At 37.0% G+C, this 16960-nt stretch carries 13 protein-coding genes and 2 tRNA genes; 13 read left to right on the top strand and 2 right to left on the bottom strand.

What is annotated here, in order from left to right; all coding sequences use genetic code 11:
- The first annotated feature begins 193 nt into the window (after positions 1-193).
- Positions 194-376, top strand: a complete 183-nt coding sequence (locus tag GXK58_RS26490) for a hypothetical protein (protein ID WP_160726166.1) — start codon at positions 194-196, stop codon at positions 374-376.
- A gap of 341 nt (positions 377-717) precedes the next feature.
- Here the strand turns inward: GXK58_RS26490 and GXK58_RS26485 are convergent, their stop codons facing one another.
- A complete protein-coding gene (locus tag GXK58_RS26485; protein WP_160726165.1) occupies positions 718-3195 on the bottom strand; it encodes an SIR2 family protein in 2478 nt (825 codons plus the stop codon).
- A 203-nt stretch (positions 3196-3398) separates the two neighbouring features.
- On the opposite strand from GXK58_RS26485, the gene GXK58_RS26480 reads away from it, so the two are divergent.
- Positions 3399-4735 (top strand): IS3 family transposase gene (locus tag GXK58_RS26480; RefSeq protein WP_160726164.1). Its coding sequence is split into 2 segments (ribosomal slippage): positions 3399-3786 and positions 3786-4735, totalling 1338 coding nucleotides; the frame shifts between segments, so codons are not numbered across the junction.
- 454 nt (positions 4736-5189) lie between these two features.
- Here GXK58_RS26480 and GXK58_RS26475 read toward each other — a convergent pair.
- Positions 5190-5438, bottom strand: a complete 249-nt coding sequence (locus tag GXK58_RS26475; RefSeq protein WP_160726163.1) for a hypothetical protein — start codon at positions 5436-5438, stop codon at positions 5190-5192.
- Positions 5439-5723: 285 nt separating this feature from the next.
- On the opposite strand from GXK58_RS26475, the gene GXK58_RS27435 reads away from it, so the two are divergent.
- The 11 genes from GXK58_RS27435 to GXK58_RS26420 all read left to right on the top strand — a co-directional run bounded on the left by GXK58_RS27435 (position 5724) and on the right by GXK58_RS26420 (position 16872).
- Positions 5724-5921: a hypothetical protein gene (locus GXK58_RS27435; RefSeq protein WP_237389793.1), complete on the top strand. Its 198-nt coding sequence runs from the start codon at positions 5724-5726 to the stop codon at positions 5919-5921.
- Between the two features lie 561 nt (positions 5922-6482).
- Positions 6483-7088 (top strand): DUF6241 domain-containing protein, encoded by a 606-nt coding sequence (locus GXK58_RS26465; protein ID WP_160726162.1) that lies wholly within the window; start codon positions 6483-6485, stop codon positions 7086-7088.
- Between the two features lie 208 nt (positions 7089-7296).
- Positions 7297-8064: an NUDIX domain-containing protein gene (locus GXK58_RS26460; protein WP_160726161.1), complete on the top strand. Its 768-nt coding sequence runs from the start codon at positions 7297-7299 to the stop codon at positions 8062-8064.
- Positions 8065-8141: 77 nt separating this feature from the next.
- Positions 8142-8215 (top strand) — tRNA-Gly (locus GXK58_RS26455).
- Positions 8216-8219: 4 nt separating this feature from the next.
- Positions 8220-8293, top strand: a tRNA-Ile gene (locus GXK58_RS26450).
- A gap of 113 nt (positions 8294-8406) precedes the next feature.
- The gene (locus GXK58_RS26445) at positions 8407-9216 is read left to right on the top strand and encodes an Fpg/Nei family DNA glycosylase (RefSeq protein ID WP_160726160.1); all 810 of its coding nucleotides are present in this window, start codon (positions 8407-8409) and stop codon (positions 9214-9216) included.
- Positions 9217-9441: 225 nt separating this feature from the next.
- A complete protein-coding gene (locus GXK58_RS26440) occupies positions 9442-10077 on the top strand; it encodes a helix-turn-helix transcriptional regulator (RefSeq protein ID WP_160726167.1) in 636 nt (211 codons plus the stop codon).
- Positions 10078-10099: 22 nt separating this feature from the next.
- Positions 10100-10915, top strand: coding sequence for a pyruvate, water dikinase regulatory protein (locus tag GXK58_RS26435; protein WP_160726159.1), 816 nt, complete (start codon positions 10100-10102; stop codon positions 10913-10915).
- Between the two features lie 2 nt (positions 10916-10917).
- On the top strand, positions 10918-13587 hold the full coding sequence (gene ppdK / locus GXK58_RS26430; protein ID WP_160726158.1) for a pyruvate, phosphate dikinase: 2670 nt from the start codon (positions 10918-10920) through the stop codon (positions 13585-13587).
- Between the two features lie 127 nt (positions 13588-13714).
- Positions 13715-13906 carry a YbxH family protein gene (locus GXK58_RS26425; RefSeq protein ID WP_160726157.1) on the top strand — a complete coding sequence of 64 codons (192 nt, stop codon included), beginning with the start codon at positions 13715-13717 and terminating at the stop codon, positions 13904-13906.
- Between the two features lie 389 nt (positions 13907-14295).
- Positions 14296-16872, top strand: a complete 2577-nt coding sequence (locus GXK58_RS26420) for a DEAD/DEAH box helicase (protein WP_160726156.1) — start codon at positions 14296-14298, stop codon at positions 16870-16872.
- Positions 16873-16960 lie beyond the last annotated feature (88 nt).

Genomic DNA, 16960 nt, shown 5'->3' with positions numbered 1-16960 from the left:
GACGCGCACGACTCAAAATCGTGTTCCGTGAGGAGTGTCGGTTCGACCCCGACCATCGGTATCATAAATAAGGTGAGAAACCTTATAAATCAAGACTTTCAACAGTTCATGTTGGAGGTCTTTTTTGCATTCAGCACAATATTCGAATAGGCCAAAATCGTATGCGTAAAATCTTATGCTTAGGAGGAAGAATATGACGAGAAGGGGATTATTATCAGATGAAGAGTTGCAAATAGTTAGAAAGAAATTAACTGATGAAGAAGCTTTTTATAAATTCCAGAGAGATTGCCGATTGAAAAATTTAAGACCCTCAACCATCGAATTTTATAGAAATGAGTTGAAGTCAGTAAAAAGTTTATTAGTAGAAATTTACTAAAGAGAAGTACATAGGAAAGCATACGAACTTTAGTGATGACTATCTTGGAAGTGGAGTCAAACTTAAAAAAGCAATTAAAAAATACTGCAGAGTGAACTTCTCAAGAGAAGAAATTGCGTATGCCTATTCCCCAGAACAACTGAATGTTCTTGAAAAATTGTACATCAACTATTTCAATGCAACCAAGGATGATAACTTCTATAATGAAGCTCCTGGAGGAGATGACAGGTATGGCAATGAAGAGGTCTGCTAATGCAGGCTTTTTTAATTATGTTTCTTCTAATAAAAAAAAACGAGCTTAAGCTCGTCTTTATAGCAATTATATTTTTGTATGATTTATCCTATTTTTCTATGAATGATACTTCATCAGCATAACTAAACATAAAATCAGGTATTTTCCATTGATTAACCTTTTCTAACCTATCCCTAATACTTAGTTCTTGTGGGTCTTCTATTAACCTATGTCTAACTAACCAAGCTAAAACTAAATCACCCTCAGTATCCTCCGAAATTGATAGATTATACCACCAAGATTCTACATCATCAAGCTTATCATATTCGGGTGATTCTTTAATTTTACTTATCAAATTATCCGCTTCAACCCAATTTCGTTCATCACTTTCGATAAGGTATAATGCCTGGTTAACTATTGCGAAGGGTTCATTCTCATTTAATTTTGGTGTTATAAGTTCTTCCATAGTAAATGGGATAATATTCTGTTGTATTCCTTCTTTTCTTAAAAGATAAAAAATGTTAACACCAGCTATCGTCATACCATATTCAAATGACTTTACAAAATTGTCAGCAGCAGTTAGTTGATCTCCTTTTTGATAAAAATAAAAGGCTTTATCAAAGTATGTTTCTGCCACAAGCTTTTTAACTCTTTTTAATTTACTATCACGGAAAAACCCAATTATTTTATCTATTGAATACAATGAATTATCCGACGCTCCCAATGTTCTAATAGCAATTATTAATAATACTAGAATATCCTCATTGGTACTTTTAATAAACTTAGATTCAAAAGTTTGTAGAACTAAGGCTGCTTCTTCTAGGTTTCCTTCATTAATAAAAGTCCTTATTTTATAATATAAGCCAAATGGTTCTGCTATTTCTCCTAGGGCATCAGATTGTTTAATTAGATAATCACAATATTTATGTGCATTTGTATAATCGCCTAAATTAAAGTAGATTTTTATTAATCTACTAGCTGAAGACCTTAGATAAGGTTGTATGTCCTCGTCATTTTCTGTTTCAAAATTTTGAATCAGACTTTCAAACATAGTAAGTGATTTTGTTGGTTCAGAATCCATTAAGTAATCAGCGTTATTAAAGATAGCTTCTACAATGAAAATGTTAACATTTGGATCACCTTTTTCAGAAGATAAATTAATTATCTTTTCATTCATAAGAAAGACATTTTGTTCGTCACCAATATTTTTAAAGTAAGTAGCTTTTTGCTCAAAAGACATAATAAGCAAATCGTTAAAATTATTTTTTGCATCCTTCTCTTTTAATTTATTAACAATGTCTTCAAAACAATTACAAACCTTTAATATTAATTGAGAATCTTTATCTTCATCAATTCTTTCCAGAATTGATACAATTACCTGCAATAATTCCAGTAATGTACTATTGCTTAAATTTTCATAATTTAATTCCAATAGTAGTCTTGCAGCAGTATTATATTGAGAGCGTCTAGCAAAACCTCTAATGTTTTTAAATAAATTTAAGTTCTGATTATCTTTTCCTTCATTTTCTTGTTCTAAACTTTTTAAATTCTTTAACTTCTCAATGACATGATTCAAGAAAAAAACATCTTTAGATTTTTCATCTATTCTATTTCCACCAAGAAATTTAATTAAAAAACTTAATGGATCTTCTGTTATTTCTGGCTCTGGTAAATCAAGTGCATTAACTAATTTATCTAAAACAACATGGGCACTTAATTTTGTATCAATTTGATTAACTTGCTCTATTTTTTCAATTTCCTGTGTATCATCAATAATAGTAACTTTATCTTTATTTTCTGGGACCACAAAAGCCACATCAGTATGGTTAACAAGCCATTCTGGGAAGTTATTGAGTTGGTCATCTGAATAACAAAACCAATAAAGTTTGAATGGTAACCTTCTGGATTGTAATCTCTTACGTAAAGAGGTCATAATTACATCATTTTCCCAACCGCTGTAACCAACTACAATAGGGGATATTGATTCACTTATTCTTTCTAAAAGAGACGCTATAGTATTAGTTGTTATTTCGGAACCTTTATTTCTTGCAATTATTTCTGGTGTAAGATTACAACAGTCATATGATAAATAAGTCCCATGAACATGGACTATTTGAATGTCTTCAATTTCATTATTTACTTTAAATGCACTCTCAGGTTGGTCACATACTATATGCTTAACATTAAAATGGTTTAGAGCTCGTGTCAGAAAGTCATCAAAATTTGGGGTAATAACGATATTTGCTAGCTTACTATAAGCTAATAAATGGGCTAAACGAAAATTGGCCGGTGTTATATTTTTATTTTCAATTAGATCACGAAAAAATCTTTGCCTGGATATTGGCTGATGGTACGCTTTATCTAACCAAAAAGAATATTCTTCTGCTCCTTTAAGGTTTTCATCTATTGTAATTGGGATATTACTTTTTTTAAGCTTTGTTTTACAAAGTTCAATAATATCCTTTGCTAATGGTACCGAATCGTAAGAAATTCCTGCACCTACTATAAAGTAGAAAGGAAAATCCCTTATAGAAAGTGAGTCTGTTATTTCATATATTGCCTGGTTTAAATGCATTTTTTGCGACATTGTTTCGAATATCCTTTCGTAATACTAAATTTAAATACTATCGTACCAATTATAGCAAAAATAACCAATTTTCCTAGTAAAATTTTCATAAAAAAACACCTCTGTCTAAATTAAAAAGTACCCGATAGAGTAGACACTTAAAAAAAGTCCTCTATCAGGTACTTTTTTGTATACTTAAGAAAAACGGAATTGGGGAAACCAAAATGAGTAAGAAATTATTTAAAGAGAAAGAGGTTAAGAATCTTTCTAATAACCCTTATGTTAAATCAGTTAGTTCAAAGGGAATTACCTATACAGATGAATTTAAACATCTTTTCATTGAAGAAAATTCAGGTGGAAAGCTACCTAGAGAGATCTTTGAACAATGTGGATTCGATATTGATGTTTTAGGAATGGAGTGTGTTAAAGCTGCTGGTAAGAGATGGCGTGCCTCCTATAGAGAAAATGGAGTAGCCGGTCTACGTGATACCAGAGGTGAAAATTCAGGGAGATCTTGTGAAAGGGAGCTAACACTAGAAGAGAAATTTGCGAGATTAGAAGCTCAAAACAATTTATTAAAGGCAGAAAATGAACTATTAAAAAAGATACGATTTTCAGAAAGGGGGCTGAAAAGGAACCTATAACCTTACCCACTGATCAAAAGTTTATCATTATCCGTTCAGTTATACAGAAGTATAAGTTAAAGAATATGGTGAGCTATTTATGTGACGTAGCTGGTGTTTCCCGGTCTGGTTATTATAATTATTTCTCTGAAAGGTCACAAAAAGTAAGAGAAGAAAAAGAAGCGAAAGATGAGAAAGTTAAGGAGATCATCCTAAAAGCCTTTCATTATAAACGCCGTAAAAAAGGGGCACGTCAAATTAAAATGACTTTGGCGGGTCAATTTAATGTTAAATTCAATTTAAAACGGATTAGAAGAATCATGAAGAAATACGGAATTATTTGCCCTATCAGAAAGGCAAACCCTTATCGACGGATGATGAAAGCAACACAAGAACATAGAGTCGTAACCAACCTTTTAAATCGGGAATTTAAGCAGGAGATCCCTTATAAAGTTCTTCTAACAGATATCACTTACTTATTTTACGGTGAAGGTCGGAGAGCATATTTATCTGCCATAAAAGACAGTTCCACAGGTGAACTATTAGCCTATAATATTTCAGAACGTATGACCATTGATTTAGCCACAGATACCCTAAAAAAACTAAAGAAGAATAAACACTTTAAAAAAGTGAAAGATGCATTGATCCATTCAGACCAGGGAGTACATTATACGTATCCAGAATTTCAAAAATCTGTAAAAAAACTTAGACTACGCCAATCTATGTCAAGAAGAGGCAATTGTTGGGATAACGCACCAATGGAATCTTTCTTTGGCCATTTAAAAGATGAAGCTTCTATAAAAGAATGTACAACCCTAGAGGAACTAAAAAGAGAAATTAAGCAATATATGATGTATTACAATCACTATAGATACCAATGGAATTTAAAAAAGATGACCCCTGTTCAATACAGAGATCATCTTCTTAAATCAGCCTAGGCTTTTTTTAAAAATGTCCTTTACAACGGGTACACATTAAATAATAGAGGTGTTTTTTTAACTCCGCTTATTAATCCATGTCAATCTCTAAACGAGGTAAATTACTATTGTTATAGTATCGATAAAATAGTTCGAGAAGTAGCTTCCAACGTTCCTAATTTTTCATGTCATCAATAGCCTTTAAATTTTTTCAGCAGTCTTTATTTAATCACCTTTCATAAATTATACTGTAGTTTTTTGCCTTTTATTGCGATTTGTTTAATTTCGTCCATAAACTTGTTAAGACACCAATCTGAGCAAAACTTTTCCCCATGAATTTCCTTATGCCAATTCTGTGCCACCCAATATCCATCGTTATCTTTTGTAGATATTTTCTTTAGACAATTTGTGCATTTAATTGAGTAATTTCTTTTTAAACCCTTTCGGAAAAGCTTTTTTATTGGAGGTCCTGCATTTAACTCGTTAAATAAAGATTCTTTATCATATTCGATTTGAGCAATTGTGCGTTCAACATAATCTTCGTTCTTAATTTTAAATATGATGTTGTTAATCCATCAATAATTTCTTTTACCTCTTCAACTGTTAACTCTTTACGCAAGCCGTTAAATGCTCTCAAGCCTCCGGTTTCTTCATCTTTATAAAAGTTATAGTAAGATTGTTTCGCTTTTGAATAATCTTTTTCAGTGAAATACCTATTTGCCATTCTACTATCTTCATCCTTATTAATTAAAATCGTTTAATTTTACCATACCTTTTGACAAAAAAGGTCAGCAGATATAAGGATAAAGAGGTGATAGGAATGCTACCAAACAAAGAAGAACTTAAGCAGCATTTATTAGACAAGATGACAAATCAAGACATAGTTAAAATTTATGGAACTACTTATCAATAAATTCAACAACTTACTAAGAAGTACAAGCTTAATCCAGACGAACTTAGAAAAACAGATAAGTTTATAGTTTACGAGCATTGGCTTGGAGACGAAGTAGTGTATGTTGGAAGTGGTGTTTGGTATCGATGCAGGAGATATACAAACAGGAGAAATCAAGAATATAACATGCTAATGGAGGAGGGAAAACTTCAATATAAAATTGTTGGTGAATATGAAATTGAAAAGGATGCAAGGAAATACGAAGCCGAGCTTATCAAGAAATACAAGCAGATTCAACAGGCAAGTTTCAATTAACAAGTGACTAACGCTTGACTATTCTGATAATAAGCAGCGTAATAGTAAACAATCGTATGCTGAGTTTTTACTTAAAACTAAATAAACTATTGATATTGTTGGGCTGGTGGCTTGGAAGCGGAGAGTCTTGACTCAAAATCGTGTTCCGTGAGGAGTGTCGGTTCGACCCCGACCATCGGTATCGTAAGTGCAGATGTATCAAGACTTTCAACGAATTAGTCGGAAGTATTTTTGTTTTATTACAACTTCCAAAACTGTGTACCTAAAGTCCGGTAGATATGAAGAATTCATAACTCCCAAAAGCCGAGTAAAAAGGAAAGAACGGTAGATATGAGGGGTTCACAACTCCCAAAAGCCGAGTAAAAAGGGAAGAACGGTAGATATGAGGGGCTCATAACTCCCGAAAGCCAAGAAAAAAGAGTAGAAAAGTAGATATGAAGGTTTCATAGCCCCTGATAGCTAAGAAAAAAGAGGAGAATGGTCGATATGAAGGAAACATATGGTAAACTCTATATAAATATAACTTTTAACTAAAGTTGAAAAAATTATGGGGGAATAATAATGAAAAAAACTCTTTTTTATGCATGTGTTGGATTTGTAATTTTAATAGGAGGTACATACGCAGTTCTTTCATCTAATGGAGAGAAAAAAGAGGCAGCCATAACTGACAAACAAGAAACCACAACCTCTAAAAAAGTGGCCACTAAGCAAGTCCCAACAATTAGTCAAGCTGAGTTAGATAAAGCAGCAAAAAACTTTGATGAAATTGAGAGTAATGTCAAGGGGGATGACATTTTCTACTATGGAATGATAACGATGGCTATTCAGAAGCTTGAGTTCAAAGGAGAAGAAAATTACCGTCTCCCAAATACTCCTGAAAGTATAAAAAGAATTCAGTTTAATCGAGCTAACCTTCAATATTTGAAAAACAAAGCAGTTGAATTAAGAGCATCTAAACCGTATCAAACAACATTGGATAAATGGTTAAAAGGAGACTTCTCTAATTTCGAAAATGACTATCTGACCATTAGAGACATTAAAGGCGATCCAACGAAACCAAGCGAAAGTCCGGTACAGAAGATAAGAACTGTTGAAGAGGAACAGAAATATATCAAACACTTCTTTGGAGACGAGGGCTTACAAATGAATAAAAGAGATTGGCAATAAGTCATACAGAGGCTCTGGGGCCTACTAGTGTTTATTTCCGTGTGCAGGGCCGGTTATGAAACACCCGACCATCGGTATTAATTAAAGACTCATGCTTTTGAGGAATCAGAGCATAGGTCTTTTTTATTTATACCGAATAATAAGCATCTTGCACATATTGATTGGTAAGACGTAAAATGAATAAACTTTGCATTTGGAGAGATTGACTATGTTTTTTATTCGAGAGGTTTATCGAGTTCTCCCTGAGAAGGTTAGTGATTTCAACAAGTTTTTTCATGAATACTGGCTCCCGGTTCATGTGAAGAATGGAGCAAGGATATTTGGACGTTGGGTGACAGAATTGCGGAATGAAATCATATCCATTTGGGAGTATCCCAGCTATGAAGAATATTTGAAAATTGAAGAGAGAGTATTAAGAGATGAGATGCAACAAGCAATACAAACTCAACTTCAGAAAGCGGGACCGCTTTTTTTAGATAAACATATCGACTTTTTAACCGAAGCAGGTGTTTATTATTCTCCTAAACAAACTGTCACGGTGAGTGGGTATATAACAAATGATAAGAATGAAACGTTACTTGTGAGGACTTTCTGGAGAGCAGATACCTGGGAGCTGCCTGGTGGTGGTGTGGATGATGGGGAAATGCTCGACAATGCACTCTGTAGAGAAATACAGGAGGAAACAGGGATCATCGTTAAGTTACAAGGTGTAACGGGGGTATACTCTAATGGAAGTGTTGTTTCAATCGTTTATCTCGGTAAAAGTATTGGAGGCATTTTAAAAACTTCTGATGAAACAAAGGATGTTCGTTTTGTTAAACTCAATTCAATGAATGTTTCCCAATATATAAAGAGGGGAAAGTTCATTCCAAGGGTAATAGATGCGATGAAAGGAAATTGTATTCCCTATGAATCTTTCAAGGTTCGGCCCTATAAACTTCTGGAGAGATTAAATGGTCATATTAATTTTGAGTAGTTTATTAATTTAATAATAACTCTAGACAGATGATAGAATGTATGGTATTATATATTTCGTTGTTAGAAAAAACTTTTGCGGGTGTAGTTTACTGGTAAAACCTCAGCCTTCCAAGCTGATGTAGTGGGTTCGATTCCCATCACCCGCTCCAAAAAGGGCCTATAGCTCAGCTGGTTAGAGCGCACGCCTGATAAGCGTGAGGTCGATGGTTCGAGTCCATTTAGGCCCATTCATACATATATACATTAACCGAACAGATTACTGTTCGGTTTTTTTGTTGTTCATTTTCTAATTTGTAATTGGGAAAGATAATCAGAAAGTGAAAAGAGAGGAGTCAAAAACATGCCTGAGCTCCCGGAAATGGAAAACTATAAAAACCTGTTAAAAGAGAAAATTGGTAACCAAGTGATCACAGAGGTTCAAATAAATCGAGAGAAATCCATTAACATCAATCCTGACCTCTTCAAAAAAACGGTGCAGCACCAGAAAATAATCGATATCAAGAGAAGGGGAAAACATTTGCTTTTTGAATTGCAAAATGAGCAAACTCTTTTATTACATTTAATGCTGGGTGGATGGATGTTTTTTGGTACTGAGTCGGATAAACCTGACCGGACAATCCAGGTTCGATTATCATTTGGACAGAATCATCTATACTTTATCGGTTTGCGGCTAGGCTATTTGCATCTTTATAACAGGACGCAAACAGAGGAAAAGTTAGCGGATTTAGGTCCGGAACCAATAAATTCAGACTTTACGTTAAATGAATTTTTAAAAAGGATAGGATCTAAACATGGCCGATTAAAGACCACCATGCTTGATCAATCATTTATTGCAGGCATCGGTAATTGTTATTCAGCAGAGATTTGTTATCATGCCGGAATAGTACCGACTAAGGATATTGATGACATAAATGAAGGAGCTCGAGGTAAGCTCTACCATTCAATGCAATCTGTGCTTCAAGATGGAATCAAACACGGAGGATATATGGATAATCCACTTTTTAAGGGTGACGCCCTAACAGGGGGTTTTAATGATCGCTGTCAAGTATATGATCGTGAAGGTCAACCATGCAACCGGTGTGGAGCCACGATTGTAATCGAAATGATTTCCTCCAGAAAAACTTTTTATTGTCCCAATTGTCAGAAATAAATGAGAAGGCTTTAGCAAATACTGCCCTTCTCCCAAAGAAAAAGGCACAAGCGACTCCGAAAAATCGTTTGTGCCTTTTCTTTGGCCAATAGTATAACATGTTAATTTTTTAACAAATAAATGTTCCATTTTATTTTTAAATGTAATATACTATATAAAAAATAAGTATAACACATTTAATTTTTTCTAAATATTTTACCCTATTAATTGGAGGAAGGGGTGGTAATGATAAAACTCTCTAAGAGGCAAGATGAAATATTGGAGATTGTGAAACAGAATGGCCCCATCACAGGAAAAGAAATCGCTGAAAAGCTGTCGCTATCAAGAGCAGCATTAAGACCAGACCTTGCGATTCTAACCATGTCAGGCAGTATCGATGCAAGGCCGCGAGTAGGATATTTTTATAACGAAAAATTGAAAGGGAAGCGCCAAGCTGAAAGGATCCTCCATCAAACAGTTAATAATTATAAAGCACTTCCAATTGTTGTTGGAAAATCAACATCAGTTTACGATGCGATTGTCCAACTATTTTTAGAGGATGTCGGCACACTTTATGCAGTTGACCAAGCGGGTAATTTAGCAGGTGTGATTTCAAGAAAAGATTTGCTAAGAGCATCATTAGGAAATCAAAATTTATCGGAGTTACCAGTAAGTGTGATCATGACGAGAATGCCAAATATAATTACGATTAGTCCGGAGGAAACCTTATACGAGGCAGCAAAAAAAATGATTCAAAATCACATTGATTCCCTCCCTGTTGTTCGGAGGGCCGATGAACAAAACAATACATATTTGCTTGTAGGACGAATTACTAAGACAACCATTACACACGCGTATTTAGAAATGAACGAGGAAAAATGAGGCGAGGGGAGCGGCTAAAATTTTGACAAAAAAAGAAGTGGTTTATGTAATCTCCGACTCAGTTGGGGAAACAGCAGAGTTTGTTGTGAAGGCGGTAGCCACACAATTTAACGGTGGGCAAGTAGAAATCCGGCGTAATTCTTATGTTGAGGATTTTGAAGATATTGAAGATGTTTTGCTTTTAGCCGTCAAGGATCATTCGATTATCGCCTACACCATTGTTATCCCGGCTTTAAAAGAGTATTTAGACAGGCGTGCAAAAGAAGAGGGTATAATCGCTGTTGACTTACTAAGTCCGTTAATGAATGCATTCCAAGCACAGTTTAACAAAGAACCGCACCATCGCCCAGGACTAATTAGAAAACTCGATGAGGAATATTTTCGGAAAATTGAAGCGATTGAATTTACCGTTAAGTACGATGATGGACGCGACCCGAGAGGCATCACAAAGGCTGATATCGTCCTTATCGGTGTTTCACGCACCTCAAAAACACCGCTGTCGATGTATTTGGCCCATAAGCGCTTTAAGGTTGCCAATGTTCCACTGGTACCAGAGGTGTACCCGCCAGAGGAGTTATTCCAAATACCAAGAAAGAATTGTATCGGGCTGATTATTTCCCCTGATAAATTAAACGAAATCCGTATAGAACGGCTAAGATCTTTAGGATTAGCCTCACGGGCTAATTACGCTAGCTATGAAAGGATTTTAAAAGAATTAGATCATGCAGAAAAAATCATGAAGCGGGTAGGATGCCCTGTTATTGATGTTTCTAATAAAGCCGTAGAAGAAACAGCAGGCTTAATTCTGGAAGTATTGAAAAAAGAGAGGAGCTTTTAATAATGGAGAAGTTTGTCTATTTATTTCAAGAGGGAAATGGAAATATGCGAGATTTACTTGGGGGGAAAGGGGCAAATCTAGCAGAAATGACGAGAATCGGCCTCCCGGTCCCATTTGGCTTCACTATAACAACGCAAGCGTGTAATGCATACTATGAATCTAGTAAAAACATACCTAAAGTAGTTGAGACACAAACGCTGGAAGCACTTAGACACTTAGAAGAAAAAATGGGTAAAAAACTGGGCGACCCCAAAAACCCTTTATTAGTTTCCGTGCGATCCGGCTCGGTTTTTTCCATGCCTGGGATGATGGATACTATCCTAAACCTGGGAATGAATGATGAAACGGTAATCGGTCTAGCTAAATTAACCAAGAATCCTCGGTTTGCTTATGATTCCTACCGCCGTTTTATTCAAATGTTTAGTAATGTAGTGCTGGAAATTGATACATTCTATTTTGAGCAATATCTTGAAGATACACGCGAAGAAAAAGGCTATTCAACAGATCCGGAAATGAATGCAGAAGATTGGCAGCAAGTCATAGCTGGATATAAAGAAATAGTCAAAAAGCATACAAGAAAAGATTTCCCGCAGGATCCCATACAGCAGCTTTTCCTTGCTATTACCGCGGTGTTTAATTCTTGGAACAATCAGCGGGCGCTCGTTTACCGCCGCATAAATAAAATCCCAGATCTTCTGGGGACCGCAGTTAATATTCAAAGTATGGTGTTTGGGAATATGGGTAATGATTCAGGTACTGGTGTTGCTTTTACAAGAAATCCTTCAACCGGTGAACATGTTCTGTATGGGGAATATTTAATCAATGCTCAAGGAGAAGACGTGGTTGCCGGTATTCGGACACCTCAGCCGATTGTCACGTTAAAAGAAGCCATGCCTGAAGTTTTTAAGCAGTTCACGGATACGTGTAAAACACTCGAACAGCATTATCAGGAGATGCAGGACATTGAATTCACGGTGGAACGAGGCAAGCTATATATCTTGCAAACCCGTAATGGTAAAAGAACAGCACAAGCAGCGATACGAATTGCTGTTGAAATGGTCCAGGAAGGAATCATTGATAAAAAGACTGCCCTTTTGAGAGTGGATCCGGATCAATTAAATCAACTGCTTCACCGCCGAATTGATGATAAATTCCAAAAGAAGATTTTAGCTAAAGGTCTGCCGGCATCACCTGGGGCGGCGACAGGTCAAGTTGTTTTTGATGCGGATGAAGCAGAGCGTTTAGGGAATGATGGGCAAAAAGTAATCCTTGTCAGACAGGAAACAACTCCAGACGACATTCATGGAATTGTTGCGGCGCAGGCAATTTTAACAAGCCGCGGAGGGATGACCAGCCACGCCGCCGTTGTCGCACGCGGAATGGGCAAAGCTTGTATCTGTGGATGTGAGGCACTCAAGATCGACTTAAGAGCGAAACAATTTATTGTTGGTGAAACGGTAGTGAATGATGGTGATATTATCACGATCGATGGTTCCACAGGAGAGATTATGCTTGGTGAAATTCCGATGATTGACCCGGAACTTTCCGATGAATTTCAACTTCTTTTAGCTTGGGCTGACCAAGAACGGAAAATCGGGGTTCGAGCGAATGCGGATAACCCTGAAGATGCCAAGAAATCCTTTGAGTTCGGTGCAGCCGGCATAGGCCTCTGTCGGACTGAGCATATGTTCATGGATCAAAAACGAATTCCTATTGTTCAAAAGATGATTCTTGCAGAAAACTACAGTGAAAGAATGGAGGCGCTCTCACAGTTGCTGCCGATGCAGCAAGGAGATTTTGAAGGGATATTTGAAGCAATGCAAGGCTTTCCGGTGACGATCCGTTTACTAGATCCACCGTTACATGAATTTTTACCAGATAAAGAGGAATTATTAGTGGAAGTAACCAAGCTTCAAATTACCGACCCGCAATCAGCAGAATTAAAGAAGAAGGAAAAGCTGCTTAAAAAAGTCCGCCAGCTCGATGAATTTAACCCAATGCTCGGACACCGCGGCTGCCGGCTTGGTATGATTTTTCCGGAAATTTATGAAATGCAGGCCAAAGCGATCTTCTATGCTGCTGCCAAGCTAGCTGAAAAAGGGATGGAAGTGCAGCCTGAAATCATGATCCCATTGGTTGGTCATGTGAACGAATTAAAGGAAATGCGGCGGTTGGTGATTGACTCGGCTCTTCTTGTTCAACAAGAAACAGGCAAGTGTTTCAATTATACAATCGGTACGATGATTGAAATCCCTCGTGCAGCTTTAACAGCTGATCAAATTGCCGAGGAAGCAGACTTCTTTTCATTTGGAACAAACGATTTAACACAAACCACCTTCGGATATAGCCGGGATGATGCGGAAAGTAAATTTTTGCAGGCTTATATTGAAAACAAAGTACTTCCAGAGAATCCATTTGCTGTACTAGATCAAGAAGGGGTAGGGAAATTGGTCGAAACAGGAGTAAAGCTAGGACGTGCAACGAAGCCAGCATTAAAAACAGGCATTTGCGGCGAACATGGCGGGGAGAAAAGTTCGATTGATTTTTGCTATCGAACAGGTTTAGATTATGTCAGCTGCTCCCCATACCGCGTACCGCTTGCCCGGTTAGCAGCAGCACAGGCAACCATTCGGCATGAATTGAACAAAGAAGAAGTGTATACAACAGCTTAATAACTTTAACTAGGGGATGTGTGCTAAAGAGCGCCGTCCTCTTCTTTTTGTGACGGGATCCTTAGCTGAGGATGAGATCAAAACTCCTGAGTTATACTATAAAAAAATTTTAAAAAAGGGGTTCATTATGGGGGCAATAGAACGCGGCGGATACCGATTTGTACCTGAATATAGTGTCATACAACAAAATGGGGCCATTCATGTGTATAATAGAGAAGACTTTATTGATGAAATTAAATTCCAGTTTTCGGGGAAATTTCCTGAAATGGATAAAATCGAGGGAATAGTTGACGAGTATTGTAATAAACATAATATTTAAAGAACACTTGTTCGATATTTTTTAAAATGCTATAATGAACATGCAATAGAATTGTTTTCTCAAGGGTGGACGGCACATCTCCCACGGAAAGGAGGTGATGCTTTTGACAGTTTTTCAAGCATTGATGTTTAGCCTATCGTTTGCTAGTCTCATTGTCACGATTCTGTCTTTCCACAAAAAAAAATAATCCACCCTTGAGCCGGCAAGCAGAAGCGGTGGATTATTACCCGTAAAGCCGATCCCCAATCCTAAATAAGGGAAACAGCTATTGCATGACCGAGCCATTTTTGTCGTCTAGCTCGGTCTTTTTTACTATACGATATTCTATACTCACATTATACATAACTTTAAGAAAAAAGGAAAATCAAATTTAACATGGAGGGAAGAGAATGATTAAATTAGCTGCTATTCACCCTCAAGCAATTGAACAGACGAAAGTAAAAATTTATGAGGATATAGATAAGTATCTTGAAACTCAGGAATCATTGCCATCCTTTGAACAGTATTTAGCTGACCGCGGTCATTATAGTGAGCAAATCTGGGTGAATGTCTGGTTGAATAAAGTCACGAACGATGTATCTAAAAATGAGAAGAAACAATATTTAAGCGATCAAGGGTATGAAGTACAAGGGGTCGACCGAAAGCTGATAAATAAACTGTTTCGTGATGAAATGCGCAACCATATGCCGTTTGATGCCATGGAGTGGCTCCGCGGACAATTTGAAGGTCAGGCAGACAAATGGAAACAACGCTATCAGGAGGCAAAGGAGAACTTTGTAAAACGGGAGGAACAGAAAAAACTTGAAGCCGAAAAGCAGGCAATCCAAATTGAAATAGAGGATACTGCCGTTGGGATCTTAGAGGAACAATATGATCTCTTCTACTTATATATTCGATATTTCGTCGCGAAACAGCTTGATGCAGATATAAAAAATAACGTTAAATTCAAATCCGTTGACACCTTTGCCCTTGAGGAAAAATTGGTTGACGAGGGTGCCTTTAATCCCACTGCTTACACAACGGTTGCATCCTTCTTTGAGGAACTGACAGGTGACATCCATAAAACCTTACACTGGGGAAGGAGCTTTTATGAATATCAAACCTACTTCTTTGTTTATGAAGGTCTAATTTCTGATTATCTATCAGAGATAATCCCTCAAAAAGTTCTGGATCAACTCCCGGAAGCCCTTAAGGAAAATTTTTCTGCAACCTTTCATGAAGAATTATCTGTATCCTTTGTAAAAGGAAGCATCACCCAGCCTTTATATGATGTTGAGAGCTATTTTATTGAAGATATTCAACAAGAATATCTCACTGATTTATTAAAATTAGCAGGGATTCCATTCGACGAGGATGTTCATAGGGAAATATTTGAAAAGGATTATCAGGAGCGGGAATTAAAGAAAAAAGCAGAAGAGGAAGAACGGCAGCGTAAAAAAGAAGCAGAAGAACGAATGATGAGGGATATTTTTGGAGAAGAGTATGATCCTTCTTTACGTAGGAATGTCCGTTATGTTCTCCATATCGGTGAAACCAATACTGGTAAAACCCATCATGCACTTGAAAAAATGAAGGAGGCTGCGAGTGGTTTATATTTAGCACCGCTGCGTCTATTAGCACTGGAGGTGTTCGATAAATTAAATGCTGAAGGGATCCCTTGTTCACTGAAAACTGGTGAAGAAGAAAAAGTGGTGGCAGATGCTCAGCATATTTCGTGTACCGTCGAAATGTTTCATGAAAAAGCCTACTATGAGGTCGTGGTTATTGACGAAGCGCAAATGCTGACCGACAAGGACCGTGGTTTTGCGTGGTATAAGGCCATTACTAAAGCAAATGCAAGGGAAGTTCATATTATCGGCAGCCGTAATGCACGAACCATGGTGCTGCAGTTATTGGGGGATGCTGACATTGAAATTCACGAATATAGTCGTGATACACCATTAGAAGTAGAAAAGAAAGAATTCAATATCAAACATGTGAAAAAGGGGGATGCCTTGATTTGCTTTTCTAGGAGACGTGTACTCGAAACGGCCTCAAGGCTCGAAAGTGATGGCCATTCCGTCAGTATGATTTACGGGAGTATGCCTCCAGAGACAAGGAAAAAACAGATTGAACAGTTTAATACCGGCAGAACTAAGGTGATGGTGGCGACAGATGCGATTGGAATGGGCTTAAATCTGCCGATCCGCCGGATTGTTTTTCTTGAAAATGACAAGTTTGATGGGACAAGAAGGCGTTTGTTAACTTCCCAAGAGGTGAAGCAAATTGCCGGTCGTGCTGGACGGAAAGGCATTTATGATGTTGGAAAAGTGGCATTTACGAGTGATATTAAAAAAATGCGGAATTTGCTTGAGCAGGAAGATAAGCCTGTTCATACCTTTGCCATCGCTCCAACCAACTCGGTGTTTGAACGATTTCAACGTTATTATCATGATCTGGGGACATTTTTTGAATTATGGGGTAAATTTGAAAGTCCAAGTGGAACGAAAAAGGCGTCGCTGTCAGAAGAAAAGTCGCTCTACCAACTGGTTGCCGGCACGGAGGTGGAAGCACGACTATCTCTAATGGACCTTTATGGCTTTTTACACCTCCCTTTTTCGAAAAATGAACCAGTACTGACAAGACAATGGGAAGACACGATGTACGCTCTTATCCATGGCCAAGAGTTGCCAGAACCGACTGTTAGGGAACGAAGCCTGGAGGATTTAGAATTAAGTTACAAAGCGATTGGGTTACATCTTTTATTCTTGTACCGGTTAGGTAAACAAACGGAAGCTATTTATTGGGAGCGGCTTCGTGAAGAGGTAAGTGATAGTGTCCAAGACCGTTTGAAAACGGATATAAGAAAGTTTGTTAAAAAGTGTAAAATATGTGGAAAGAAGCTGCCATGGGATCATACCTTTCCAACTTGTGATGCTTGTCATGCTGCAAAGTATAAAAGATATAGATACAATGATGAATATTAAACGTATGAATTTGAAAAAAGGCCTGAAATAGGCCTTTTTTATTGCGTGCCCAGCAAGCCGTTAATTGCTAGTTGGTGAAAGTCCAATC

The sequence above is a fragment of the Bacillus sp. USDA818B3_A genome (assembly GCF_009928415.1).
In the GTDB taxonomy this organism is placed as follows: Bacteria; Bacillota; Bacilli; order Bacillales; family Cytobacillaceae; genus Neobacillus.
Note: the sequence above shows the minus strand (reverse complement) of the source record. Positions and strands in the feature narration are given on the sequence as shown.

Excerpts from the sequence above, each read along its gene's own strand:
- GXK58_RS26490 (WP_160726166.1), top strand. The coding sequence starts at position 194 with ATGACGAGAAGGGGATTATTATCAGATGAAGAGTTGCAAATAGTTAGA.
- GXK58_RS26485 (WP_160726165.1), bottom strand. The coding sequence starts at position 3,195 with ATGTCGCAAAAAATGCATTTAAACCAGGCAATATATGAAATAACAGAC.
- GXK58_RS26475 (WP_160726163.1), bottom strand. The coding sequence starts at position 5,438 with ATGGCAAATAGGTATTTCACTGAAAAAGATTATTCAAAAGCGAAACAA.
- GXK58_RS26465 (WP_160726162.1), top strand. The coding sequence starts at position 6,483 with ATGAAAAAAACTCTTTTTTATGCATGTGTTGGATTTGTAATTTTAATA.
- GXK58_RS26460 (WP_160726161.1), top strand. The coding sequence starts at position 7,297 with ATGTTTTTTATTCGAGAGGTTTATCGAGTTCTCCCTGAGAAGGTTAGT.
- GXK58_RS26445 (WP_160726160.1), top strand. The coding sequence starts at position 8,407 with ATGCCTGAGCTCCCGGAAATGGAAAACTATAAAAACCTGTTAAAAGAG.
- GXK58_RS26440 (WP_160726167.1), top strand. The coding sequence starts at position 9,442 with ATGATAAAACTCTCTAAGAGGCAAGATGAAATATTGGAGATTGTGAAA.
- ppdK (WP_160726158.1), top strand. The coding sequence starts at position 10,918 with ATGGAGAAGTTTGTCTATTTATTTCAAGAGGGAAATGGAAATATGCGA.
- GXK58_RS26425 (WP_160726157.1), top strand. The coding sequence starts at position 13,715 with ATGGGGGCAATAGAACGCGGCGGATACCGATTTGTACCTGAATATAGT.
- GXK58_RS26420 (WP_160726156.1), top strand. The coding sequence starts at position 14,296 with ATGATTAAATTAGCTGCTATTCACCCTCAAGCAATTGAACAGACGAAA.